The 23,765-nt window shown below is 38.2% G+C and carries 19 protein-coding genes; 3 read left to right on the top strand and 16 right to left on the bottom strand.

Features of this window, described 5'->3' with window-relative positions:
* Window positions 1-407 precede the first annotated feature (407 nt).
* The gene (locus tag B154_RS0114520; RefSeq protein WP_018614985.1) at window positions 408-1,202 is read right to left on the bottom strand and encodes a TIGR00266 family protein; all 795 of its coding nucleotides are present in this window, start codon (window positions 1,200-1,202) and stop codon (window positions 408-410) included.
* Between the two features lie 164 nt (window positions 1,203-1,366).
* Between B154_RS0114520 and B154_RS28645 the strand changes: the two genes are divergently transcribed.
* Window positions 1,367-1,786, top strand: a complete 420-nt coding sequence (locus B154_RS28645) for a response regulator (RefSeq protein WP_083934965.1) — start codon at window positions 1,367-1,369, stop codon at window positions 1,784-1,786.
* Window positions 1,787-2,084: 298 nt separating this feature from the next.
* Here the strand turns inward: B154_RS28645 and ftsZ are convergent, their stop codons facing one another.
* The 13 genes from ftsZ to mraZ all read right to left on the bottom strand — a co-directional run bounded on the left by ftsZ (window position 2,085) and on the right by mraZ (window position 19,609).
* A complete protein-coding gene (gene ftsZ / locus B154_RS0114510; protein ID WP_018614983.1) occupies window positions 2,085-3,899 on the bottom strand; it encodes a cell division protein FtsZ in 1,815 nt (604 codons plus the stop codon).
* A 119-nt stretch (window positions 3,900-4,018) separates the two neighbouring features.
* Window positions 4,019-5,404, bottom strand: coding sequence for a cell division protein FtsA (gene ftsA, locus B154_RS0114505; RefSeq protein ID WP_018614982.1), 1,386 nt, complete (start codon window positions 5,402-5,404; stop codon window positions 4,019-4,021).
* A gap of 224 nt (window positions 5,405-5,628) precedes the next feature.
* A complete protein-coding gene (locus B154_RS28640; RefSeq protein ID WP_018614981.1) occupies window positions 5,629-6,768 on the bottom strand; it encodes a cell division protein FtsQ/DivIB in 1,140 nt (379 codons plus the stop codon).
* Between the two features lie 7 nt (window positions 6,769-6,775).
* On the bottom strand, window positions 6,776-8,197 hold the full coding sequence (murC, locus tag B154_RS0114495) for a UDP-N-acetylmuramate--L-alanine ligase (RefSeq protein ID WP_018614980.1): 1,422 nt from the start codon (window positions 8,195-8,197) through the stop codon (window positions 6,776-6,778).
* Window positions 8,198-8,243: 46 nt separating this feature from the next.
* Window positions 8,244-9,389 carry an undecaprenyldiphospho-muramoylpentapeptide beta-N-acetylglucosaminyltransferase gene (gene murG / locus B154_RS0114490; protein ID WP_018614979.1) on the bottom strand — a complete coding sequence of 382 codons (1,146 nt, stop codon included), beginning with the start codon at window positions 9,387-9,389 and terminating at the stop codon, window positions 8,244-8,246.
* 82 nt (window positions 9,390-9,471) lie between these two features.
* A complete protein-coding gene (locus tag B154_RS0114485; RefSeq protein ID WP_018614978.1) occupies window positions 9,472-10,824 on the bottom strand; it encodes an FtsW/RodA/SpoVE family cell cycle protein in 1,353 nt (450 codons plus the stop codon).
* 71 nt (window positions 10,825-10,895) lie between these two features.
* The gene (gene murD / locus B154_RS0114480) at window positions 10,896-12,281 is read right to left on the bottom strand and encodes a UDP-N-acetylmuramoyl-L-alanine--D-glutamate ligase (protein ID WP_018614977.1); all 1,386 of its coding nucleotides are present in this window, start codon (window positions 12,279-12,281) and stop codon (window positions 10,896-10,898) included.
* 138 nt (window positions 12,282-12,419) lie between these two features.
* Complete coding sequence (gene mraY, locus B154_RS0114475; protein ID WP_018614976.1) at window positions 12,420-13,733, bottom strand: phospho-N-acetylmuramoyl-pentapeptide-transferase; 1,314 nt, start codon at window positions 13,731-13,733, stop codon at window positions 12,420-12,422.
* Window positions 13,734-13,821: 88 nt separating this feature from the next.
* Complete coding sequence (locus B154_RS0114470; protein WP_018614975.1) at window positions 13,822-15,285, bottom strand: UDP-N-acetylmuramoyl-L-alanyl-D-glutamate--2,6-diaminopimelate ligase; 1,464 nt, start codon at window positions 15,283-15,285, stop codon at window positions 13,822-13,824.
* A 47-nt stretch (window positions 15,286-15,332) separates the two neighbouring features.
* Entirely contained in the window at window positions 15,333-17,435 is a 2,103-nt protein-coding gene (locus tag B154_RS0114465; protein WP_018614974.1) for a penicillin-binding protein, read from the bottom strand.
* A 37-nt stretch (window positions 17,436-17,472) separates the two neighbouring features.
* Window positions 17,473-17,826, bottom strand: a complete 354-nt coding sequence (locus tag B154_RS0114460) for an FtsL-like putative cell division protein (RefSeq protein ID WP_018614973.1) — start codon at window positions 17,824-17,826, stop codon at window positions 17,473-17,475.
* Between the two features lie 337 nt (window positions 17,827-18,163).
* Entirely contained in the window at window positions 18,164-19,102 is a 939-nt protein-coding gene (gene rsmH / locus B154_RS0114455) for a 16S rRNA (cytosine(1402)-N(4))-methyltransferase RsmH (RefSeq protein WP_018614972.1), read from the bottom strand.
* Window positions 19,103-19,111: 9 nt separating this feature from the next.
* Window positions 19,112-19,609, bottom strand: coding sequence for a division/cell wall cluster transcriptional repressor MraZ (gene mraZ, locus B154_RS0114450; RefSeq protein WP_018614971.1), 498 nt, complete (start codon window positions 19,607-19,609; stop codon window positions 19,112-19,114).
* Window positions 19,610-19,895: 286 nt separating this feature from the next.
* Between mraZ and B154_RS0114440 the strand changes: the two genes are divergently transcribed.
* A complete protein-coding gene (locus B154_RS0114440) occupies window positions 19,896-21,125 on the top strand; it encodes an S-adenosylmethionine:tRNA ribosyltransferase-isomerase (RefSeq protein WP_018614969.1) in 1,230 nt (409 codons plus the stop codon).
* A gap of 103 nt (window positions 21,126-21,228) precedes the next feature.
* On the opposite strand, the gene B154_RS0114435 is transcribed toward B154_RS0114440, so the two are convergent.
* On the bottom strand, window positions 21,229-22,566 hold the full coding sequence (locus tag B154_RS0114435) for a sensor histidine kinase (protein WP_018614968.1): 1,338 nt from the start codon (window positions 22,564-22,566) through the stop codon (window positions 21,229-21,231).
* Between the two features lie 139 nt (window positions 22,567-22,705).
* Here B154_RS0114435 and B154_RS0114430 point away from each other — a divergent pair, with 139 nt between their 5' ends.
* Complete coding sequence (locus B154_RS0114430; protein ID WP_018614967.1) at window positions 22,706-23,257, top strand: YqgE/AlgH family protein; 552 nt, start codon at window positions 22,706-22,708, stop codon at window positions 23,255-23,257.
* Between the two features lie 104 nt (window positions 23,258-23,361).
* Here the strand turns inward: B154_RS0114430 and B154_RS0114425 are convergent, their stop codons facing one another.
* Complete coding sequence (locus B154_RS0114425; protein WP_018614966.1) at window positions 23,362-23,709, bottom strand: 4Fe-4S dicluster domain-containing protein; 348 nt, start codon at window positions 23,707-23,709, stop codon at window positions 23,362-23,364.
* Window positions 23,710-23,765 lie beyond the last annotated feature (56 nt).

Genomic DNA, 23,765 nt, shown 5'->3' with positions numbered 1-23,765 from the left:
CTTACATCATCTTTGGCCTGTCCTATCGCTACAAAATGTGAGCGGCTACCTACATCAATACCGGCGGCATTAGGATTAATAATTTCCATTGAAACATTTTTCTTCACAAGCATTCTTTTTTAGTTTAAAAATGCTCTACAGGGAATGTANCTTTGACATGTAAATATTCTGATCGGGATGTCCAACTGGGGACTCACCACTGAAATCATCTCAAAGCCTTTTTGTTGTAGCAGAAAGGCTTTTTACATTCCAACCAGGATTACGCCCGTGCTATCACGCAACAGTCTTAAATCGGCCTTACAATAGAGCAAGGCAATATAATAATTATGCTGATGCACCTGTCAAACGTTAGCTTCGGAAATCATTTTTGGAGGAGCCGAAAAAGGAGGGATTACCCTTAACGATATTTAATAACCATCTCCATCAAGCAAATTTCCTATCCCCCCTAAAATGCTGCCTTCCTCTTTTCGGTTCGTTGTTCCATATGATAAAATTCTACTCGCAAGCCTGCTAACCGGTAATGTTTGAATCCAAACCTTGCCTGGTCCTCTTAATGTAGCAAAGAACAATCCTTCACCGCCAAAAACAGTATTGCGTATACCACCAACAAACTGGATATCATAATCAATATTTTGAGTCAAGGCAACAAGGCATCCTGTGTCAATTTTTATTAATTCGCCGTTGTATAATTCTCTTTCAAATACATGCCCGCCTGCATGTACAAACGCCATACCGTCACCTTCAAGCTTTTCCATAATAAAACCCTCTCCTCCAAAAATTCCCGTTCCTAATCTTCGCTGAAAGTCTATGCCAATACTCACGCCTTTGGCAGCACAAAGAAAAGCGTCTTTCTGTGCAATCACTTTTCCACCTAATTGCTGAAGGTCAAGAGGAATAATTTTACCAGGATAAGGTGAAGCAAAACTTACTCTTTTTTTGCCGGCGGCAGCATTCGTAAATGCAGTCATAAAAAGACTTTCTCCCACGATCAGCCGTTTGCCTGCGCCCAAAAGTTTCCCAAGGAGTCCGCTTCCCTGGTTCTGGCTTCCATCACCAAAAATTGTTTGCATTTGTATACCATCATCCATCATCATAAAGCTTCCACTTTCTGCAATAGCTGTTTCGTTTGGGTCTAATTCTATCTCTACATATTGCATTTCTTCTCCAATGATACGATAATCAATTTCATGATTTGTGCGCATATCGATAATATTTAGGGTAAATATATTCTTCGGCAATAACAATTCAAACTCTGTTTATGTAAATATTTATTGTCTTTTGAAATAAGGAATTAGACAAATAAGAAAAATTTATATTAGTTTAGTGAGATTAAGTAATCATTAATTTTGCAAACGACCTTACTACTATGCACATATTAATGGCTGACGACGATAAAGATGATTTTTATATTTTAAAGGAAGCTGCAGAACAAGCTCATGAACCTTTAAAAATTTCTTACGCTGCTAACTGGCTTGAGTTGTGGCGATTTATTTTAAAAACCTTACCCGATGTACTTTTTCTTGATCTTAATATGCCGGTAAAAAATGGGCTTGAATGCCTGCAGCTATTAAGAGAAGACAGGAAATATGACAAAATTCCCATAATTATTTATTCTACTTCTATTAATAGAACTGATATTGATAAGGCTTACAACAACGGCGCTAACTATTTTTTAGTAAAGCCTAATGCAATTGAAGATATAGCAAACATGATAAAAAAGTTATGTTCTATGGGAAAGGAAGCATTACTTTCCATTCCGCCGAGAGAAGAATTTGTAATTATATAAGGTTCAGGTAAAGAGTTAAATGACAAAAGGTAAAAGTGGAGCGTGCAGGATTCTTGCGAATATGCAAAAAAAATAATGCGATCGAAAGTTTGAATGCTTCACAAGAGATTTTGCTAACAAATTTTTAAAGAAGTTTTAAAGAAGAGTACCCATCTTTAAAATCAGCATCGTCAAAAGAACTTTGAAATGTCTGATAGAATATATAAAAATCCCTCCGTTTTGTCGGAGGGATAACAACTAAAAACACAATCTATAAAACTCACACCAGTTCACCAACCGGTGCGGGTTTAACCACAAATTAATCTGGTTTTTTACCATCCAAAAATGTATTAATTGAACTAATCTGACCTTTGTCGTTTTCGTCCGGCTTAACAGTGTACTTGCTGTAAAAGCTTTCGACGGAAGCAAGTGTGTTTCCGAACATTTCCATATTTTTACGAATGTATGCAGGTACAGAATCGAACTCTGTGCTTGCATCACTGTTATTCATATTAAAAGACAAATTCCTTAACTTTTGAATTCTTTCCTGTGCTCTTCGCTTTTGCTCTTCTATGTCATCGTGCGTTCCAGTGCTTTCTATTAAAGGTGCAGGGTTATTGACAGGTTCGGGCACATTAGGCGATTCTGTTACATCATCTCTCATAACCAACTTCATTTCCAACTCTGGTTCTGCCGCCGGTTTTTGTTCAGACTTGGCATCCGCAGAAGTTGCAAATGCTGTATCTGCTGTCTTTGCCTCTGCATAAATGTTGGAAGGCCTTGAAAGAAAACCATTAGCCGGACGCGCACCTCCAGTATTATTATTATTTTGCTGTGGCTGGTTTTGCTGTGGCTGATTTCGCTGATCTGAAACTTCCGGCTTCAGTTCAAAACGAAGTACAGGATTTTGATTTTCATTTACCTGTGCCTTTTGTTGTTGCTGGATATCAGGTTGCTGCTGCTGGTAATATTGCTGCGTTGGCTGAATAATTGCGGGACCATTGTTTCCCATTTCAACCATGGTAGGCGCATATGGATCTTTTTCTTCTACCGGTGCTGGCGGCTGAGCATTTGCTTTCTTTTCTTCGGGATTAACACCTAAATGCAGAACAATTTTCTCTTCAGGCTTTTTTTCTTCTTTGGGTTTTAAAGGAGCTCTGAAAGGGTCTTTATGTTCAAAGCCCGTAGCAATGATAGTTACACCTATTTTGTCTCCGAGCGATTCATCAAAACCAATTCCTTTGATAACATCTGCATCATCCCCTGACTGCTCACGAAGATAGCTCATAATTGTATCTTCTTCGTCCATGGTGATTTCGTAATCCCCTTCTGCAGAAGTAATATTAACGAGTATCCATTTTGCGCCACGAATTTCACTGTCATTTAGCAAGGGTGAATTAACAGCATCTTCTATCGCACGTTGTGCACGATCTTCACCACTTGCCTGCGCGCTTCCTAATATTGCCACACCACCGCTTCTCATTACAGTACATACGTCGGCAAAGTCAACATTAATTTGCCCGTTGCTTGTGATAACGTCGGTGATACATTTTGCAGCAGTTGCAAGTATATCATCAGCTTTGCTAAATGCTTCTCTCACTTTTAGATTGCCGTATTGATGACGTACTTTATCGTTGCTTATTACAAGAAGTGTGTCTACATGTTCTCTCAATTGCTGAATGCCAGCTTCCGCATGACGCATGCGTTTAGGTCCCTCATTAGTAAAGGGAGTGCTTACTATACCTACAGTCAGTACACCAAGTTCTTTACAGATTCTTGCAATAATAGGCGCTCCACCTGTACCTGTACCACCTCCCATGCCTGCAGTAATAAAAGCCATTTTAGTATTGACCTCTAATATGCGTTTAATCTCTTCAAGGCTTTCTTCTGTTGCCTGTTTACCTATTTCGGGATTAGCGCCTGCACCCAACCCTTGAGTAAGATGCGGACCAAGTTGTATTTTATTTGGCACTTTACTGTTTGACAGTGCTTGTGCGTCTGTATTGCAAATAATGAAATCAACACTGTCAATATTTTGACCATACATGTGGTTTACGGCGTTACCGCCACCACCACCAACACCTATCACCTTCAGGATAGATGACTTCTGTTTCGGCAAATCAAAATGAATCATAGTCGGAAAATTGTTTGGGTAATAGATTATTTTTAGTTGTTTTTTAAAAGGTGAAAGGTGGGATTAAGTATAAGGAAAATGTTTAAAACCTTCTTACCATATACCTTATGAATTAAACCCTACAGATCTTTATCTCCTTCTTCTTTAAAAAGTTCCAAAAGATTGTTTTTAAATTTTTCCCAGAACTTTGTCATTCCTTTTCTCGCTGCTGTATTAACCTTTTGCCTTGACGCAACATCAGGCGTTTCAAGAGGCCTTAATTCCGGCTCATCTTCTTTTACCAACGTTTCAGGAACAATAACCTTCTTAAAAGTTTTTTCAAATTCTTTATACCTGTGCTCGTAATCACTGTAGCCTTTTAGTATAAGACCTATACAAGTGCTGTACATAGGTTTTTTCAATTCATCTATATGATTAGCAGCAAGGTGACCGTTTGGAAACCCTATGCGCGCATATAATCCTGTTGAATATTCTGTTAACTGAATAAGATGTTTCAATTGAGAACCACCACCTGTAAGTATGATTCCACCATTTAGCATTTTGGTATCAAGACCAACCTGCTTAAGATGATAGGTAACAAAATCAAGAATTTCACTCATTCTTGCCTGTATAATGTTCGCAAGATTCTTTACACTGATTTCTTTAGCAGGCATTCCATTCATACCGGGAATAGTAATAAAAGCATTTGCTTTTGCTTCATCAGCCAAAGCACTGCCAAACTGCACTTTCATAGCCTCGGCCTGCTGCTTCAATACACCCAAACCTGTTTTAATATCATTGGTAATATTCTCTCCACCAAAAGGAATGACTGCCGTGTGCTTTAATATGCCTTCGTAAAAAACAGCCAGATCGCTTGTGCCACCACCAATATCGAGGATAGCGACTCCTGCTTCCATATCCAGTTCACTCATAACAGCAGATGCTGAAGCCAGGGGCTGCAAAACAAGATCTTTGGTTTTTAAACCACTCTTATCAACTGCTCGGTTAATGTTTCGGATAGCATTTCTGTCGCCGGTAATAATATGAAAGTTTGCTCCAACCTTTACACCATTATATCCTATCGGGTTTGGAATGTTTTGAATGTTATCTACAGTAAACTCCTGCGGAATAACATCTATAATTTGGTCGCCGGCCGGGATAAATGTTTTACGTTGATTATCTATCAATTGCTCTATTTCAGCAATGGTTATTTCATTTTCAGAATCCTGCCTTACAATATCGCCACGTGTTTGCAAGCTTTTAATGTGATGACCTGCAATACCAACATATACCTCACTAATCTCAAGATCAGGGTTAGAGTCATAGCAGTTAGTTAAAGCCTGCTGAATTGATTTAATTGTTTGTTCAATATTAAGAACCTGTCCATGTTGTACCCCCGTACTGTTAGCACGCCCAAAGCCAAGAATCTCCAATTTGCCGTATTCATTTTTTCTACCGGCAATTGCAGCAATCTTAGTTGTGCCAATGTCGAGACCTACGATAATAGGTGCTTCGTTAACGTTCATAAATATGTGTGTTTTTGTTGTTTTTAACCTAAATCCTTAAAACCTAACCGGTGCGCATACTCGCTGTATCCTCTCATCTTTTAACCGATCTCTATTACGTCCTTTTTTGCCAATATCTTTTTGTGACAAGCTTAACCTCCTTCTTCAACACCGTTGTGTCACTCACTTGTACTGCTTGTTCTTTATTCATCTATTGCCCTCATCCGCACACCTCATTATCCACATTATCCACCTTTAGAAGTCAACGTTTTTCTCATTACCGCCTTCGGTACCCGCCTATCTTCTACTTGCTTATTTGATGCTACCTGTTTCACTCTTACATTTTTTGCTGTAGTTTGTCTTTGAGTAGCCGTCTTTATAATTTGATGTTTTACCGGTTGTTTTTTAGCGGCAGCTTTTGCAATATTTCCTGTTGCTGGCAATTTTCTTTTTACTTCGACATTTACTTTCGCATCTGACGGCACTTTTTCCATAACAGGCGCCGTATTGCCGTTTTTTTCATCCCTAACTGAGATAGAATCCTCTGCCGGTTTTTGCGCTTCAGCAACCAACTTTTCATAAGCCATTCTTACTTTTTGGCTATCAACTATCGCAGGTTTGGCACCTTTTAAGGTTGCTACAACCTGTCCTGTAAAACGTACATCCACCTTCTCATATTTTTCAAATCCCACTTTTGTCCATACCTGCTTATAAAAACTAAAGAGCCGGTCAAACTTCTGTTGAAAATCATTCCCATCACCTAACACGACCACGTGGCTACCTACAGTTGGAATCATTTCAAACCCCTCGGGTGTTATGTCTATTTGTGCTACCTGCGCTTTCCAAAAATCATCTTCCTGTATAAACATGGCTAATTCCTTTACAGAAGCGAGCAACTCACTATCAGGTTTTGAAAGTGTGGGCCGGTCTGATGGAAAATTTGTGACCATGGGTATCCTGGCACTAAGCTTTTCACTTAACGGCAATTTTCTGCATGCACTATCTATATAAAAAGAATTACCCTGCGTTGTAAATATTCTTGCTACCGGTGTCTTCTCTTCCACTTTAACCTGGAGGACCTGGTTGTTATCAAAAAACAAATCGGCCTTCGCAATCCATCTGTCTTTTTTTAAAACGTCTTCCAACGTTTTCAGGTTAATTGCTTCAACCGGTTGGCCGATAACCAAACCATTTGCTTTTAACAATCCAATAACTCCTTTTTCCTCAATAAAAAAATTATTTCCATCTCCGCTAAAAGTCACTTCTACTCCTTTACACTCACTATGATTTTTTTTGTATACAGCAGACACAAGTAACACTAAAGTAACTGCTGCAAGTGCGAACCACGCCGTATGCCTCCATCTTTTTCTCCACACTTGTTGCATAACTTTTTTATTGTAATTCTAATATTTCCTTAACTGGTTGTAACAGAGCATCTATGTCGCCAGCCCCTGCCATAACCAACAGTTCCGGCCTTGTTTCTTTAACCCACTGTTTCATATCATCCTTGCTTAAAACTCTCTTATCTTTTAAAGACATTTTTGCTGTAATCATTTCACTGGTCACTCCCTCCATTGGTAATTCTCTTGCCGGATAAATAGGCAGTAATACAACTTCATCACACATATCGAGCACTTCTGCAAAACCATCTGCCTGGTCTTTGGTGCGACTAAAAAGATGCGGTTGAAATACCATTGTCAACTTTTGTGTAAACAAACTTCTCACCCCGGTTATCAATGCCCTCAGTTCTTCGGGATGGTGAGCATAATCATCAATCAAAACATGTTTCTCATTTTTCAGTATATACTCAAATCTTCGTTTTACACCTTTAAAATCTTTTATTGCCTCTTTTATCTTTTCGTCATTTATATGTAGATGTCTTGCTACTGCAACGGCTGCAACTGCATTTTCAATATTGTGTAAACCACCCATATTCAAGTTCACTCCTGTCATCACCCAATCTTTTGAAATAATATCAAAAACATAAGAACCGTCTTTAACTTTTATCGCATCTGCATACACATCCGCTTCTTTTTTGCTAAAGCTGTAAGTGCTGTGACTTTGTGCGTTAAACTCACTGTTATCAGCCAATTCGTACTTCGTTATAAGCTGCCCGCCATTTTTTACTTTCTGAGAAAACTGAATAAATGCTTTTTTAAATTCTTCACCAGTTCCGTAAATATCTAAATGGTCAGGATCCATGGCAGTTATTACAGCAACATCAGGTGATAGCTTTAAAAAACTTCTGTCATATTCATCTGCTTCGATGACACATACATTTCTCTCACTGCTCCAGAAGTTGGTGTTATAATTTGCAGATATCCCCCCCAAAAAAGCATTGCAACCATAACCGGAATGGCGGAGAATATGAGCTATCATAGTACTAACCGTTGTTTTACCATGAGTACCTGCCACGCATATATTAAAAGAACTTTCTGTTATCAGCTTCAGCACATCACTTCTCTTTACCACTTTATAATTATGGTTTAGATAGAACTGCAGCTCCGTATGCCCGGCAGGAATAGCAGGCGTATAAACAACCATACCTACCTCTTTTGGGATTACTGCAACGTTCTCTTCATAATGAATGGCTATTCCTTCCGCTTCCAGCTGTTGCGTGAGAGCAGTCGGCGTTTTGTCATACCCGGTTACCTCAACACCTTTGAATTTAAAATATCTTGCTATCGCACTCATTCCGATTCCCCCAATGCCAATGAAGTAAAGACCATGGTGGACAGCCTCTAAAAGAGAACCCGGCCCCTCAGCACTTAAAGGGGAACTATTTAAATTATGTATATTTTGCGCTTCACTCATTAATGTCTATTCATGTTTTTATACTGACTCTAATCGTCTTCGCCATTTATCTTCCGGCTTCTAACACCTTCCTTGCTATTACCTCATCGGCATTAGTCACTGCTAGTTTTGAAATATTTTGCCTTAATTCTTCCTGCAGACTTTTATTTTCTGCAAGAGATATTGCCATTGCTACAAGCTTTTCATTTGCCTCACTGTCTTTTATCATTAACGCTGCTTTTTTATCAACCAATGTTTGTGCATTTACCGTTTGATGGTCTTCTGCCGCAAATGGAAACGGAACAAAAATGACAGGTTTACGTGCTACACATAACTCTGTAACCGCCATTGCACCAGACCTTGAGATAACTATGTCTGCCGCCGCATAAGCCATTTCCATCTGTGTTATAAATTCATCTGCCCATACACTCAAATAGCTTTTAGCCTTCTCTTTATAGTCTGCTGCAGTCGTCTTACCTATCTGCCAGATAAGCTGCAGGTTGTGTATTTTGAACGCGTCAATATTTTTTGACAAAGCTTCGTTGATGCTTCTTGCACCAAGACTGCCACCAACAGCAAGAACAGTTATTTTATTTTCTTCAAGATTGAAATAACGCAAAGCCTCTGAACGGGTTACAGTAGATTGAGCAATGGATTTTCTGACAGGATTACCAGTTACCTCTATTTTTTCCTTTGGAAAAAATTTCTCCATTCCATCTGTAGCTACAAATATTTTAAACGCATTTTTTCCAAGCAGCATATTTGTTTTTCCCGCAAAGGAATTACTCTCATGAATGAATGTAGGAATACCTTTATGCTGTGCATGCTTTAAGACAGGAAAGCTTGAATAGCCTCCTACCCCGACAACTGCATCGGGCTTAAAATCATTTATTATTTTTCTTACCTGTAAAAAGCTTTTTATAAGTTTTATTGGTAATCCAATATTTTTTATCAAAGAACTTCTGTTAAAGCCCGCTATGTCAATTCCTTCTATATTATATCCTGCCTGCGGCACTTTCTCCATTTCCATTTTTCCTTTGGCACCGACAAACAATATTTCCGAACCTGGCTCAATTTGTTTGATGGCATTTGCTATAGCTATTGCCGGAAAAATATGTCCGCCTGTTCCGCCACCTGCTATAATAATGCGGCGCACTTCCCTCCCTAAGGAAGGACTAAACGGCTTTTCAATATTTTTATCTTGTTCACTCATCAAACTAACTGTCACGAATATTTTAAATTATAATTCTCTCGTCCGAAATCAATTTTACGATTTCTAACTTTTATCCTCTCTCTTAAGCCACAACTTCTTCTTCCGGCTCTTTTTCAACTTTCCTCTTTTTTATTGTTTCTTCCTCTTTATCTGCGACCTCTGAAGATGCCCCTACGGCATTTACCGGATCTGCCTTACCTTCTAACTGTTCTACATTTCGCGCTACACTTAAAATAATTCCAATAGAAGCGCAGGTAAATAAATAAGAGCTTCCGCCCATACTTACCAATGGTAGGGTTACACCTGTTACCGGAACAAGATTAACTGCTACTGCCATGTTTGCCATAGCTTGTATAACAAGGGTAAAACTGAGCCCTAATGCAAGAAAGGCTCCGAAAGCAAAAGGACAACGTCGAAAAATTCTTATACATCTTAATAAAAAAACGAGGTAAATAAAAATAATAATACCTCCTCCGACAAGCCCATACTCTTCCAATATTACCGCGTAAATCATATCCGAATAAGGGTGAGGCAAGAAGTTTTTCGCTTCACTGTTACCCGGCCCTACCCCGATGATTCCTCCTTTTGCTATAGCTATTTTAGCCTGTTGCACCTGGTAGGGTGTTTCGGTTGCATCCGCATACATAAAGTCCTGAACCCTTTTTATCCACGTACCAATACGCCCATGAGATTTCAGCTCAGTTATCGTTTCATTTTTACTAGTGTGCTTTTCTGAATTTGCATCATACGTTCCTGCCGCTATCGCTACTAAAATAAGCACCGGAATGAGGGCGATGCCGATAGTGGCTAATAAATGCTTTACCTGGGCCCGACCTATAAACATTAACAGCATACCGGTAAACCCGGTCAATAATGCGGTGGATAAATTGGCAGGGGCAATTAAAGCACAAATAATTCCAATAGGAATAATTATGGGTAGAAATCCCTGTTTTAAGTCTTTAATCACTTCCTGTTTGCGACTTAGCTGCCTACTTAGATACATAAACAATCCGAGTTTGGCAAGGTCGCTTGTCTGGAAAGTCAGGTTTATAATAGGTAGTTTGATCCATCGGCTTCCATCGTTAATGGTTGCCCCAAAAAAGTATGTAAAGATCATTAAGGGTATTGCAGCAAGAAACAGGTATAATGCCAGTCTCGAATATAAGGTGTAGTTAATTCTATGCGCGAAATGTATGAGAATAACACCTATTGATATAAATGCAAACTGCTTAAAAAGATATACTTCCGTATTGCCTTTATACATTTTGTAGGCCAATGAACCTGTAGCACTGTAAACCACAAGCAACGATGTAATTGCAAGCAGTATAACTATGCCCCAGATATATTTATCGCCTTTGGTTTTTCTTAACAATCCGTCACCCATTCCTTGCTGAGAAGGCATTTCAGAAAACGGTTTATCAAAAAATTTACCCATATTATAAAGTTTATGGCAGAAGGTGAATGCTTGAACAATTTTGTCCTACGCCTTTCACCTGTTACCGGATTCTACAATTCTTTCACTGCTTCTTTAAACTGGTTTCCTCTGTCAGAATAATTTTTGAAAAGGTCAAAACTGGCACAAGCTGGACTTAGTAGCACAGTATCGCCTTTTGCGCCTAAGTGAAATGCCGCATCAACTGCATCTTTTGCATTTTGTGTATCAACAATTGTTTTTACCACCTGGTCAAAAGCACCATGAATTTTTTTGTTATCCGTTCCCATACACACAATTGCTTTCACTTTTTCTTTTACGAGGTCTTCAATCAATGAATAGTCATTACCCTTATCGACTCCCCCAAGTATCAATATGATGGGTTTCTCCAGGCTTTCCAAAGCATACCAGGTACTGTTGACATTAGTTGCCTTACTATCGTTATAAAAGTCAACTCCACGTACAGTTGCTACAAATTCCATTCTGTGTTCAAGGCCCTGAAACGTTTTTACTGCCTCTCTTATTTTCTCCTTTCGTATGTCGAGCGTAGATGCTGCAATACCCGCTGCCATGGTGTTATATTGATTGTGTTTCCCCTTAAGTGCAAAGTCATAAATGCTCATGCTTACGCGCTCTTCCTGTATCCTTAGCATCATCTGGTCTCCTTTGATGTAGCCTCCTTTCTTTACTTCCTGTTTCATAGAGAATGGCAGTTGGTTTGTATTTGGTTTTAATGTTTGTAGCTTTTTGGTTATCACTTCGTCATCCAAACTATAGATGAAATAATCGTCGTTTGTTTGATTTTCAATTATCCTGAACTTGCTGTTGATGTAGTTCTCAAATTTGTAATCGTACCTGTCTAAATGATCTTCTGTAATGTTTAATAAAACCGCTATATCCGGCCTGAATTGTTTAATATCATCTAATTGAAAAGAACTTATTTCAGCAACATATAAAGGTTTAGGATTTTCTGCCACCTGTTTTGCAAACGAGTAACCGATATTACCTACCAACGCAGCATCAAGTCCTGCCACTTTTACTATATGATAAATGAGTGAAGTTGTTGTGGTTTTACCGTTGCTGCCGGTAATCGCTACAATTTTACTATCACCTTTATACCTGTATGCCAATTCAATTTCACTAATTACCGGTATCCCTTTTTTTCTGATCTTTTGTACCAATTCATTTTTTTCAGGAATTCCCGGACTCTTCACTATCTCATCTGCACTTAAAATCCTTTCTTCTGTGTGTCCGCCTTCTTCGAATTCTATATTATTATCTGCCAGTTCCTTCTTATACGTTTCATGCAACAAACCTCCATCGCTAAGAAATACGGCGTAACCTTTTTGCTTGGCAAGTATTGCCGCACCTACCCCGCTTTCACCGCCTCCAAGAATTACCAGCCCCCCCGCTTTTAAGGGGGAGCTGATGTTTATTGGCATATCGTTATTATTATTCATTCGCCTTTAGAAATTGTTGCTTTTATTTTTGGTAATCAGCCTCTGTATTTTCTCATCATTGTTGCGTCGCACACTTGTACTGTTTGTTCTTTCTTTATCATACTTTACATTTCTCTTTTGCCTTTATTGTGCATGCCGCTATCTTATTTTTAATGACATTATTGAAAACACCACTAACAATATTGTTACAATCCAAAACCTGGTTGCTATTTTACTTTCATGATATCCAAGCTTTTGAAAATGATGATGCAGGGGACTCATCTTAAATATTCTTCTTCCCTCACCATACTTTCTTTTGGTGTATTTGAAATATGAAACCTGGATGATCACGCTTAAGTTTTCAACTAAAAACACTCCACAGATAATAGGTATCATTAACTCTTTTCGGATAATAATCGCAAGGGCTGCTATAATTCCCCCTAACGCGAGACTACCGGTGTCACCCATAAATACTTGCGCGGGATAAGCATTGTACCAGAGAAAACCAATACAGGCACCTATAAAAGCTCCGATAAAAATGCTTAGCTCACCAAGGTTGGGGATGTACATTATATTCAGATATTCTGCAAATCGGATGTTGCCGCTTACGTAGGCGAATATCCCCAGGCAAACACCAATTAAAGCCGAGACGCCTGTACACAATCCATCTAAACCATCTGTTATATTTGCCCCGTTTGAAACCGCCGTAATAATGAATATTACAATAAGTATATACAAAACCCATGTAAAAGGTTGCAATGCTTCAGGCAACAATTTTGAATAATTAAATTCATGCGTTTTAATAAAAGGAATGGTTGTAATAGGTGTTTTCACCCTTACATATCGGTGAGACTTTCCCTCAAACACTCTTACGGTATCTCCCACTAATTTCTCCCCTCTCTGCACAATACTGTCTTTTGTAGCAGTAGCCGGTCTTTGAGAAATTACTTCTCTTTCCACTGTTACACTTTGATTAAAATATAAAGTTGCTCCTACTATTATTCCTAAAACAACCTGCCCAAACACTTTAAACTTTCCGGCTAGACCGTCACTGTCTGTCTTTTTATAATCAATGCCTTTCTCTTTTGCTATACGTTTCGCCTTTAGCTTTAGATAGTCGTCTATAAATCCGATTATTCCTAACCAGACGGTGCTTAAAACCATCAGTCTTACATATACTTTATCTAAATTGGCAAACAATAAAGTGGGGATAACAATGGCAAGCAGTATAATGATACCTCCCATTGTTGGTGTTCCATGTTTTTGTTGCTCACCGGCCAGCCCCAGGTCTCTTACCGTTTCACCAACTTGTTTTTTAAGTAATAATCTTATAAGCCTTTTACCATATACTGTAGTAATCACCAATGACAACAGAACAGCAAGCAACATACGGAAAGTGATGAACTGAAACAGCGCTCTTCCCGGGAACCTTATCCCTTCTCTTGTCAGCCATTCATAGATGTAATACAGCATATAATTTTTTTAACCTCGATCCTTAAAGAGACATTTATCCCAAAAACCTTTTCCCTAATGGCCCCCGAACACTCTTCACTTATTCAAACTATTTTTCAAACAATTCAAGCATTTCATTCAGTACTTCTTTATCATCAAAAGGATGTTTTACTCCTTTAATCTCCTGGTACTTTTCGTGTCCTTTACCTGCAATCAGTATTATGTCAAAAGGCTTAGCCATACTTACCGCCATTTTAATAGCTTCTTTTCTGTCTGCAATAGCCACATACTTTCTTTTTGAAGCACTTCCGAGGCCTGCTTCCATATCTTTCAATATTTCCAGAGGGTCTTCACTCCGTGGATTATCACTTGTAAGAATAGCCCTGTCGCTTAAGACACAGGCAATCTCTGCCATTATTGGCCTTTTTGTTTTATCCCTGTCGCCGCCACAACCAACTATTGTAATTACCTGCTCATTTCCTTTACGTAATCTTTTTATAGTGTTTAAAACATTTTCCAAAGCATCGGGCGTGTGTGCATAATCTACAATACCTATTATTTTTGATGTGCTTACCAGGTAATCAAATCTTCCTTCTGCGCCGGTAAGCATACTAAGGGTAGTAAGCACTTCATCACTATTCTCACCTAAACAAATTGCCGCACCATATACAGCAAGTATATTATATGCATTGAACTCTCCTATTAACCTGAAATGAACTTCTTTATCATTAACAGTCATCACAAGGCCGGTAAGACTATTTTCGAGAATTTTTCCTTTAAATTCCGCCATTGTGGTAAGGCTGTAGTAATACTTTTTAGCAGCCGAATTCTGCAACATTACCTGCCCCCTCTTATCATCCAGGTTTGATATAGCAAAGGCAGAAGAAGTAAGATTGTCAAAAAACTTCTTTTTAACCGAAATGTATTCATCGAAAGTTTTATGATAATCGAGATGGTCATGGGTAATATTACTAAACAGTCCCCCAACAAAATCAAGGCCCGTAGTACGATGTTGGTGAATAGCATGGCTGCTCACTTCCATAAAAACATGTGTGCAGCCAGCCTGCACCATATCATTTAACAATGATTGCAGACTAATAGCATCTGGTGTGGTATGTGTTGATGCAATAGCAATCTTACCAACGTGGTTTTGAACAGTGCTAATCAATCCGCATTTATATCCTAGTTGCGAAAAAAGTTTATATAAAAGTGTTGCAATAGTTGTTTTTCCGTTTGTTCCTGTTACTCCGACAAGCTTTAATTTTGTAGATGGCTCATTATAATAATGATGAGCCATATGAGCAACAGCTTCCTGTGAATTCTCAACCTGCAAATAGGTAACTCCTTCGGCGACCAATGTTGGCATTACTTCACAAACAATAACTTTTGCACCTTTACTGATAGCCGTAGTTATAAAATTATGGCCATCGCTTACAGAACCTTTTATAGCAACAAACACAGAATTTTCGGTAACCTTGCGGCTATCTATCTGTATATCTTTTACATCCAGATTAGTTGCACCTGTTACTGCCTGTAGATGAACGTTATATAATATGTCCTGAAGTTTTGCCATAATCCTTACTTGTCTCCTCTCGTCATTTAGCAAGAGCGAACGAAATTTTAATTTAATTGTATACTTACCACCTGGCCTTTTGTTATATTTTCCCCCGCTGTTATTGATTGTACAGCAACTTTTCCCCTGCCTTTAACTGCTACCTTCAATCCCAGGTTTTCACATAGATATACGGCATCTTTTAACCCCATACCTGACAGCACAGGCATCTTTTTCATACTGATGACCTGGCTTGACATCATTGTATCTGCACCTTGTTTATATAACCTGCTATAATTACCTTTTGTATCAGCTTTAGCTATACCTATCTGTAATTGTTCTGCTACTTTATTTATATCTTTTGTATATCCTGCGTAACTATACCAACTGCTGTCCTCTTTTACAAAACCATCGATAACGTTCTGATTTTGATTCACTTTTAAATTATAAATCTGGTCTGAAATTTCTTTAAAAACAGGTCCTGCCACAGAAGCTCCAAAGAAATTTGCTGCATGAGGCTTATTCTTAATAGTAACTATTATGGTGTATTGGGGGTTATTAGCGGGAAAGTACCCAACAAATGTTGATTGATAAATCTTGTCTGCATACCCGCGATTACCATTTGCGACAAGAGCCGTTCCTGTTTTTCCTGCTATAGAGTAATAGTTGCTTTTAAGCCCTTTTCCTGTACCTTCAAGAACAACTCCTTCGAGGCATTCTTTAAGCTTTTGTACGGTATTTTGGCTGCAAATACTATCCTTTAAAACAAAAGGTGCAAACTGCTGGATCGGTCTTCCATCTTCTCTTATTTCATTTACTAGATAAGGTTTCATCATTTTACCATTATTGGCAACAGCATTATACAGGGTCAGTATTTGTAAAGGACTTACCGTAAGGTTATATCCAAACGCCATCCAGGGCAACGTTGTATTGCTCCAATGCCTGCTTTTAGGAGTATATACCGACGGCTTTATCTCTCCGTTCAGGTCTATTCCTGTCAATGTATCAAGTCTCAATTTCTTGATATGATTAACAAATAGACTAGGATTGTTTGAATAATTCATCCATGCCAACTTAGCCATACCCACATTACTGCTATGCTCAAAAGCCTGTTTAACCGTCACCTTATAAAGACCATGCTTTTCAGCGTCATATACCTTACGGCCATACACCTTCCAGGTACCACCTTCTAAATCAACAATACTATTTAATGTTATTTTTTTGTCCTCAAGCAATGAAAGCATGGTTGCAAGCTTAAAAGTAGAACCCGGCTCTGTCGGTGTTATTGCGTAATTATAATCTTCCCAGTAAGTGCTGTCTCTGCCATGTCCAAGATTGGCAATGGCTTTAATCTTACCGGATTTTACTTCCATCACAATAGCGCAACCATGTTCTGCCTCATTTTTCATCATCATTTTCATCAGCGCATTTTCAGTCACATCCTGTATATTAACGTCAAGTGTTGTTATCACGTCTTTCCCGTTTTCGGCTTCCACTTCATAATCATCTACCGGTACACTAGCGCCGCCAGCAATAAAACGTACCAACCTCTTGCCCGCAGTGCCTTGTAAATACTTATCGTAGGTAAGCTCAAGTCCCACCTTATTGCTATCCCTTAATAAACCAATCGTACGATATGCCAGCGTTTTATATGGATTTAACCTTATTATCTTTTTATCCGCAATAAAACCACTTTTGTTTCTTCCAAGCCGTACAAGCGGAAATGTTCGTAGCTGCTGATACTGTTTAAACGACAACTTCTTTCTCAATAAAAAATATCTCTCTTTTTCACGAAAACCTGTTTGCAATTCATACTTATATTGCCCGCTAGTTTTATCTTTAAAAAGATCTGCAAGACAAATACTCAATGAATCGATATTTTCCTTAAATCTTTTTCCTCTCTTCTCTCTCAATCCATCAGCCATAAAATCTATATAAATATCATATTGTGGTATGCTTGTACTTAACATACTGCCATCTTCACTATAAATGGTTCCTCTTTCTGCATCTAATGACACAATCCGCTGGTGAAGACTATCGCTCATTCCCCTCCAATAGGCTCCCTGCACTTGTTGTATATACACCGCCTTTCCTAATATGCAGGTGCCAACTATAGCCATGAGAATAAATCCCACGTACACTCTCCACAATATGTCTTTTTTTACATCCACTATTTACTATCGGTTTAAAAAAAGTTTTGAGCCTTTTTTAATTTTCTTCTTTTGGTTTTCTGCTTATCAATTTTATTTTGTAAGGCGCTGTGGTGTCCATAACCAACCCAAGTGGTGCAGCAGCTTTTACCATTTCGCTTTCCCGGCTCTTAAACATCATCTCACTCTTCAAAGTCTTGTATTCGTATTGCAGGTCCTTTAATCTTCTACTGGTATCGTTAATTTTTCTTATCCGGTTATCAGACATATGACCGTTAGCAATATATACAACTGCTAAAACAGCGAGAAACAGAAAAAACCTAATGTTCCTAAGTATCCATCTATAGCTTAACAAGCTACCTACAGCACGTACCCTTGAACCTTTTTTTCTTATGTTATTTTCTTCTGCCATTCCTAATCTTACGATGATTTCTATTTAGATCTCAGCTAAAACTTACACAATTGATTTTTTATTACCAGCACTTCGTTCTTTTATTAGGCATCGTTGCGTCGCACTCCGTTTATCTTTTAGTAATTCTATGCGCCTTTTCCTTTCTTTTGCTTATATGCTAACTCTTGTTATTAATTGTTTAGGTGTGCGACGCAACAATGCTTAATCTTCATTTACGAGCCTGTACTAAAACAATCTCCTGCCTGTTAAACTGAGCCTGTTTTATTTTTAATTTGTAACTCTTATAATAAAAGCCTCAAGCTACAAGCCAAAAATGTTAATTACTTTCTTCTGACTGCTACTGCTTCCTCTCGGCTACCCTCAACTTGGCACTTCTGCTTCTCGGGTTTCTCCTGATCTCTTCGTCTCCCGCTATAATCGGTTTTTTCGTAATTATCTTTAAATCATTTTTTTGCTCGACCGGCAACAAAGGATTATCGTTCTGCTCATCAAAAGTTCCGTTTTTAAAGAAGTTTTTTACCAACCTGTCTTCAATTGAATGAAACGTAATAATAGCGGCGCGTCCACCCGGTTTTAAAACAGCCGGAACCTGCTGCAACATTTCTTTCAACGCCCCCATTTCGTCATTTACTTCAATTCTCAATGCCTGGAAAACCTGTGCTAAATACTTGTTTGGATTTCCTTTAACCACCGGGCTTATAATTGCTTTTAGCTGCGCAATTGTTTGTAAAGGGTTATTGTTTCGTTGCTGAACTATTTGTTTTGCAAGCGTCTTCGAATTTGTTACTTCACCGTATTGCTCAAACAATTTGTGCAGTTGCTGCTCCGAGTATTTTTTGAGAATATCTGAAGCAGTATTTTCCTGTCGCTGATCCATCCGCATGTCTAAAGGACCTTCAAAGCGGGTTGAGAATCCTCGTTCAGCTTCATCAAACTGGTGACTACTTACACCTAAATCAGCAAGAAGGCCGTCTACCTGCGGATACCCGTTGAAACGCAGAAAGCGTTGAATATGCCGAAAGTTATTCGGAACAAACAACACTCTATCATCGCCGGGAATATTCCTGGCGGCATCGGCATCCTGGTCAAAAGCAATTAACTTTCCCTGAGGTCCCAGTTTATCAAGAATTCCCCTGCTATGTCCGCCCCCACCAAAAGTGCAATCAACATAAACTCCATCAGGTTTTACCTGTAGTGCTTCAATGGTTTCCTGAAATAAGACAGGCACGTGATAAGGCGACGAATGATGATTGACAGATGGTCCATTGTCTTCCATACTTTTCCCTTATAGGTTAATAACCGGTTTATCCATCATTACTTCGGCTGCCAGTTGGCTGAAGTCTTCCGGAGCCATTTCTTCAAAGAGCTTTTTATATTTTGCTGAATCCCAAATTTCTATTTTATCAAGAGCTGCAACCAGTATTATATCTTTTGAAAGGTCTGCATACTCTTTTAAAGTCGGTGGCAGCAGCATTCTTCCCGCTGTATCCAATTCCACTTCTGTGGCTCCCCCTAAAAACTGCCGCCGAAATGCACGTACTTTTGGGTCAAAATCATTAAGCGAATTAATTTTTTGAACAATGGGCTCCCAACTACTCATAGGATACAACGTCAGACACCTCTCAATACCTCTGCTTAACACAAAAGTGTTTTCACCTTCCCTAAGCTGCTTTTTAAAACCAGCCGGTAAAAGGAAGCGCCCTTTCGGGTCGAGAGTAGCTTCATATTCACCTAAAAAAGCAGCCATTGTTATTAATTGAATTAAAATTCCATTTCTTACCACAAAATAACACTTTTTCCCACTTTTATCGAAATTAAAGTTTTTTTCTTTTTATCCACATAACAATCTACTCTTAAACCCAATGCAGTATTAGCTTTGAAGATATTTTCTGCTAGTATGTTTGGTAATAATAATGTGAATTGCGGTGGATAAAGTGTTAATTTGTTTATTATCAACATTCTAAGTTAGCCATTCCACTCATCAACTAGTCTTAATTCATTTTTTTGAAGCAAAAGCCAGGAGACAGAACTATTGTGCGGTAATAATTACTTTTGCCAATTTATTTACTATGGATCCTAAAAACTTAACAATTTCTGATTATACTTACGACCTTCCATCGGAACGGATTGCCAAATATCCCTTGGAGGAAAGGGACAAAAGCAAATTACTGGTTTACAAAAACCGAGAGATCATTACTTCTGTTTATCGCCAGCTTGATGAATTTCTCCCTGTTGAAACCTTAATGATTTTTAATAACACTAAGGTCATTGAGGCTCGTTTGCTTTTCCAGAAGCCGACAGGGGCGGTTATTGAAATTTTTTGCTTAGAGCCCGATGACAAATACGCTGATATTACAACAGCAATGCTTCAAAAAGGAAAAGTGACCTGGAAATGTCTCATTGGCGGAGCAAGTAAATGGAAACACGGAATGGTTCTTAAAAAGATTATAACGGGCGTGGGAGGAGGAGTTATTTTAGAAGCAGCCATTGTGGACCGGTTAGCAGATTGCTTTATTATTGAATTGAACTGGAACCCGGCAGAATTGTCATTTGCAGAAGTTTTGCACCTGGCCGGCTTTATGCCTTTACCTCCTTATCTTCATCGCGACGTTGAAGAAGAGGACAAAAGCAGGTATCAGACAATTTATGCAAAATTTGATGGATCTGTTGCTGCGCCCACAGCCGGACTTCATTTTACTGATACAGTTTTTGAAAAATTAGCAGCAAAAAATATTAAAAAGGAATTTGTTACACTCCATGTAGGTGCTGGCACTTTTAAGCCTGTTAAAAGCGAAAGATTGAATGAACATGAAATGCACGCAGAATTTATAGAAGTAACGGCTAATGCAATTGAAAATCTGATTAAATACACGGATAAAACAATTGTAGCAGTTGGAACAACTTCGTTAAGAACAATTGAAAGCCTTTATTGGATGGGAGTAAAATTAATAGCTCAACCAAACGCAACTGTAGATGAAATAAGTGTAAAACAATGGGACCCGTATGAAATTGCAAAAGATGAGATTTTAGCAAAAGATGCTTTATTAAGCCTACATGCGTGGCTAATAAAAAATAAATTAACGAGACTCATCACTAAAACACAAATTCTTATTGCCCCCGGCTACACTCTCAAAATTGCTAAAGGCATAATAACCAACTTTCACCAACCACAATCAACTTTACTTTTGCTGATAGCTGCAATTGTAGGCAGTGAATGGAAGAAAATTTATGAGTACGCTCTAAATAATGATTTTCGATTTCTCAGTTATGGAGATGGCTGTTTGCTATGGGCAAAGTGAATAAGAAATTAGAGTTTTGGAAAAAATTGATATCATCATTTTGGGCGGAAAAACTTATTTGTCAACTGGTAATACGAAATCCAGCATAATATCTCACCAACTATCAACTCTTCTCTGCTAATGGAACCTCAACAGTAAAGCAGCTTCCTTTACCTAAGGTACTGTCTACTTTTATGCGTCCTTTATGTACATCTATCACCGTTTTTACATAATTCATTCCCAACCCAAACCCTTTCACATTGTGTAAATTGCCGGTATGGGCACGGTAAAACTTTTCAAAAATCCTTTTTACTGTTTCCTTGTTCATTCCAATACCATTATCCTGAATTCTTATCTGTAAGAATTTACCATAATCAACAGTGGAAATTCTTAATACGAGATTTTCCTTAGAATATTTAATAGCATTATCAATTAAGTTGGACAGCAAGTTGGTAAAATGGGCTTCGTCTGCAATAATTTCATCATTTTCCGCATCTAAATTTATTTCAACCTTTCCGTTTTTATCCTGTATTTGTAACTGGTAATTGTTTAGTGCATTTCTCAAAAGTTCATGTGCATGCACCTTCTTCATGTTAAGTTTCAACTCCTGTTTATCCATTAGGGCAGCCTGTAAAATTGTCTCTACATGCTTATTCATCCGTTTGTTTTCCTCTTTAATAATACCACTGAAATAACTCATTTTATCGGGCTGCGCCATTACTTTTTCATTTCTCAAAGCATCTACGGCAAGGGAAATAGTAGCTAGTGGAGTTTTAAACTCATGAGTCATATTATTAATGAAATCGGTTTTAATTTCACTTAGCTTCTTTTGACGAAGAAGCGCCTGAACAGTAACTCCAAAAGCCGTAATAATTATAAAAGTAAATACGAGCGCACCGATAATCATCCACACCATAGATTCCCAAACCTGGGTTTTAAGGTCAGGAATAATAAGAATTAAATGCTCAAATGGCACAAGACCTTCAAGTTCATTTCCACTTTCAGGTATTATTGGAACTATCACTCTTTTGTTATGAACTTCATCATTTGCTTCCTTAATAAAGTTTTGCGATTGCAGTTCTAAATTATATGCATTAGAGTTAGATGTGACTCCAAACTCAAAGTGAACGTCTTTTAAATCTTTTTGATTAAAAGACTTTTGCAGTTTTTCTTTTATTTCAAAATCAGAATAATGCTGAGAAATAGTTGGTCTTGTATAACCTATACCGTAGTCTTCTGGCAGCAGGCTTAAACCGGGTTTACGCGGAATTTTCATGTAAGGGGCTATGGATGCATGCCTGCTTAATTCAATTGCCACCTCGGTCGTCGCCTCTTCTGCCTTTTGTTTTATCTGTTCCTGCCGCAATGCTGTCATATCTCTAAACCAGCTTACCTGGAGCACGATAATACCAAGTAAGGAAAGTGTTATTAATACAATAATTACGGGGAAAATTCTCTTCATCAATACAAATATAGACTTCAATATTACCGCTTAACCTATATCAAAAAAAACTTTTGCAGTTTTTAACGCCTTATTGACACAGAAAATATTTTTTATGGAAATATTTTTGTTAACCTTTAATATGTAGTAACTTTTCGATATGGATGAACTAGCCCCTGGAAAACTGTTAATAGCAGATCCTTTCTTACGCGATCCTAACTTTATGAGGTCTGTTGTTTTTATGTGTGAACACAAAGACGAAGGCAGTTTTGGCTTTGTGCTTAATAGAAAATACGACCAGATTCTTGGCGAATTGATAACAGACCTTGAATCATTTGATTTCCCGGTTTATTATGGTGGTCCGGTGCAGGTCGATACACTTCATTTTCTACATCAGTGCCCCGATCTTATTCCCGGCGGAGTTAGTATCACTGACCAAATATGTTGGGGAGGCGACTTTGAAACGGTTGTAGAGCTTATAAAAGCAAATCGTTTAACTAAACGCGATATCCGTTTTTTTATTGGCTATAGCGGCTGGGGAGTGGGACAGCTGGAAGAAGAAATGAAATCTAAAAGCTGGATAACCAGCCAGGGTACGCGAAAAATTATATTTACTGCAAATGTTGATAATACCTGGAAAGAAGCCCTGAAGCAACTCGGTGGTGAATATGTGCAAATGGTGAATTACCCCATTGATCCTCAATTAAACTGAATTATTATTGAAATCAAAAGAAAAAGGCGAAGAGAGATCCTTCACCTTTTTAGATGTATTTTATATTTTATAAATTTTATATTTTATAAAGAAAGATTTAGATTTTATAAATGCATTTTTTCTTTTTTTGCCATCAATTCCTCTACGGTTTCTATATACATTTCATCCGGTACACAACAATCAACAGGGCAAACTGCAGCACATTGCGGCTCTTCATGAAACCCCTGGCACTCTGTACATTTATTAGGAGTAATATAATAAGTGTCAATCGAAATCGGTGTCATTCTCTGGTTTGCGTCTACCACCGTACCATCCAGTAAAACATAAGATCCTTTTACAGCAGTTCCATCGCTCATTGCCCATTCTACGCCACCTTCATAAATTGCATTGTTAGGACACTCGGGTTCGCAAGCCCCGCAATTTATACATTCATCAGTTATTTTTATTGCCATTTTGTTTTCTGTTTATATAGTATTATTCAATGTAGTTTTGCAATGCAAAAATAAGG

Origin of the sequence: Segetibacter koreensis DSM 18137 (assembly GCF_000374045.1) — a bacterium.
Classification (GTDB): Bacteria; Bacteroidota; Bacteroidia; order Chitinophagales; family Chitinophagaceae; genus Segetibacter; species Segetibacter koreensis.
This window is presented reverse-complemented; position numbering and strand designations above follow the sequence as displayed.

Bases quoted from the DNA above. Each gene is read 5' to 3' on its own strand.
- B154_RS28640 (WP_018614981.1), bottom strand. From the start codon at position 6,768: ATGCAACAAGTGTGGAGAAAAAGATGGAGGCATACGGCGTGGTTCGCA.
- B154_RS0114435 (WP_018614968.1), bottom strand. From the start codon at position 22,566: ATGAAGAGAATTTTCCCCGTAATTATTGTATTAATAACACTTTCCTTA.
- murG (WP_018614979.1), bottom strand. From the start codon at position 9,389: ATGAGTGAACAAGATAAAAATATTGAAAAGCCGTTTAGTCCTTCCTTA.
- mraY (WP_018614976.1), bottom strand. From the start codon at position 13,733: ATGCTGTATTACATCTATGAATGGCTGACAAGAGAAGGGATAAGGTTC.
- B154_RS0114430 (WP_018614967.1), top strand. From the start codon at position 22,706: ATGGATGAACTAGCCCCTGGAAAACTGTTAATAGCAGATCCTTTCTTA.
- ftsZ (WP_018614983.1), bottom strand. From the start codon at position 3,899: ATGATTCATTTTGATTTGCCGAAACAGAAGTCATCTATCCTGAAGGTG.
- ftsA (WP_018614982.1), bottom strand. From the start codon at position 5,404: ATGAACGTTAACGAAGCACCTATTATCGTAGGTCTCGACATTGGCACA.
- B154_RS0114520 (WP_018614985.1), bottom strand. From the start codon at position 1,202: ATGCGCACAAATCATGAAATTGATTATCGTATCATTGGAGAAGAAATG.
- B154_RS28645 (WP_083934965.1), top strand. From the start codon at position 1,367: ATGCACATATTAATGGCTGACGACGATAAAGATGATTTTTATATTTTA.
- rsmH (WP_018614972.1), bottom strand. From the start codon at position 19,102: ATGGAAGACAATGGACCATCTGTCAATCATCATTCGTCGCCTTATCAC.
- B154_RS0114460 (WP_018614973.1), bottom strand. From the start codon at position 17,826: ATGGCAGAAGAAAATAACATAAGAAAAAAAGGTTCAAGGGTACGTGCT.
- B154_RS0114440 (WP_018614969.1), top strand. From the start codon at position 19,896: ATGGATCCTAAAAACTTAACAATTTCTGATTATACTTACGACCTTCCA.
- B154_RS0114470 (WP_018614975.1), bottom strand. From the start codon at position 15,285: ATGGCAAAACTTCAGGACATATTATATAACGTTCATCTACAGGCAGTA.
- B154_RS0114425 (WP_018614966.1), bottom strand. From the start codon at position 23,709: ATGGCAATAAAAATAACTGATGAATGTATAAATTGCGGGGCTTGCGAA.
- murD (WP_018614977.1), bottom strand. From the start codon at position 12,281: ATGAATAATAATAACGATATGCCAATAAACATCAGCTCCCCCTTAAAA.
- murC (WP_018614980.1), bottom strand. From the start codon at position 8,197: ATGAGTGAAGCGCAAAATATACATAATTTAAATAGTTCCCCTTTAAGT.
- B154_RS0114485 (WP_018614978.1), bottom strand. From the start codon at position 10,824: ATGGGTAAATTTTTTGATAAACCGTTTTCTGAAATGCCTTCTCAGCAA.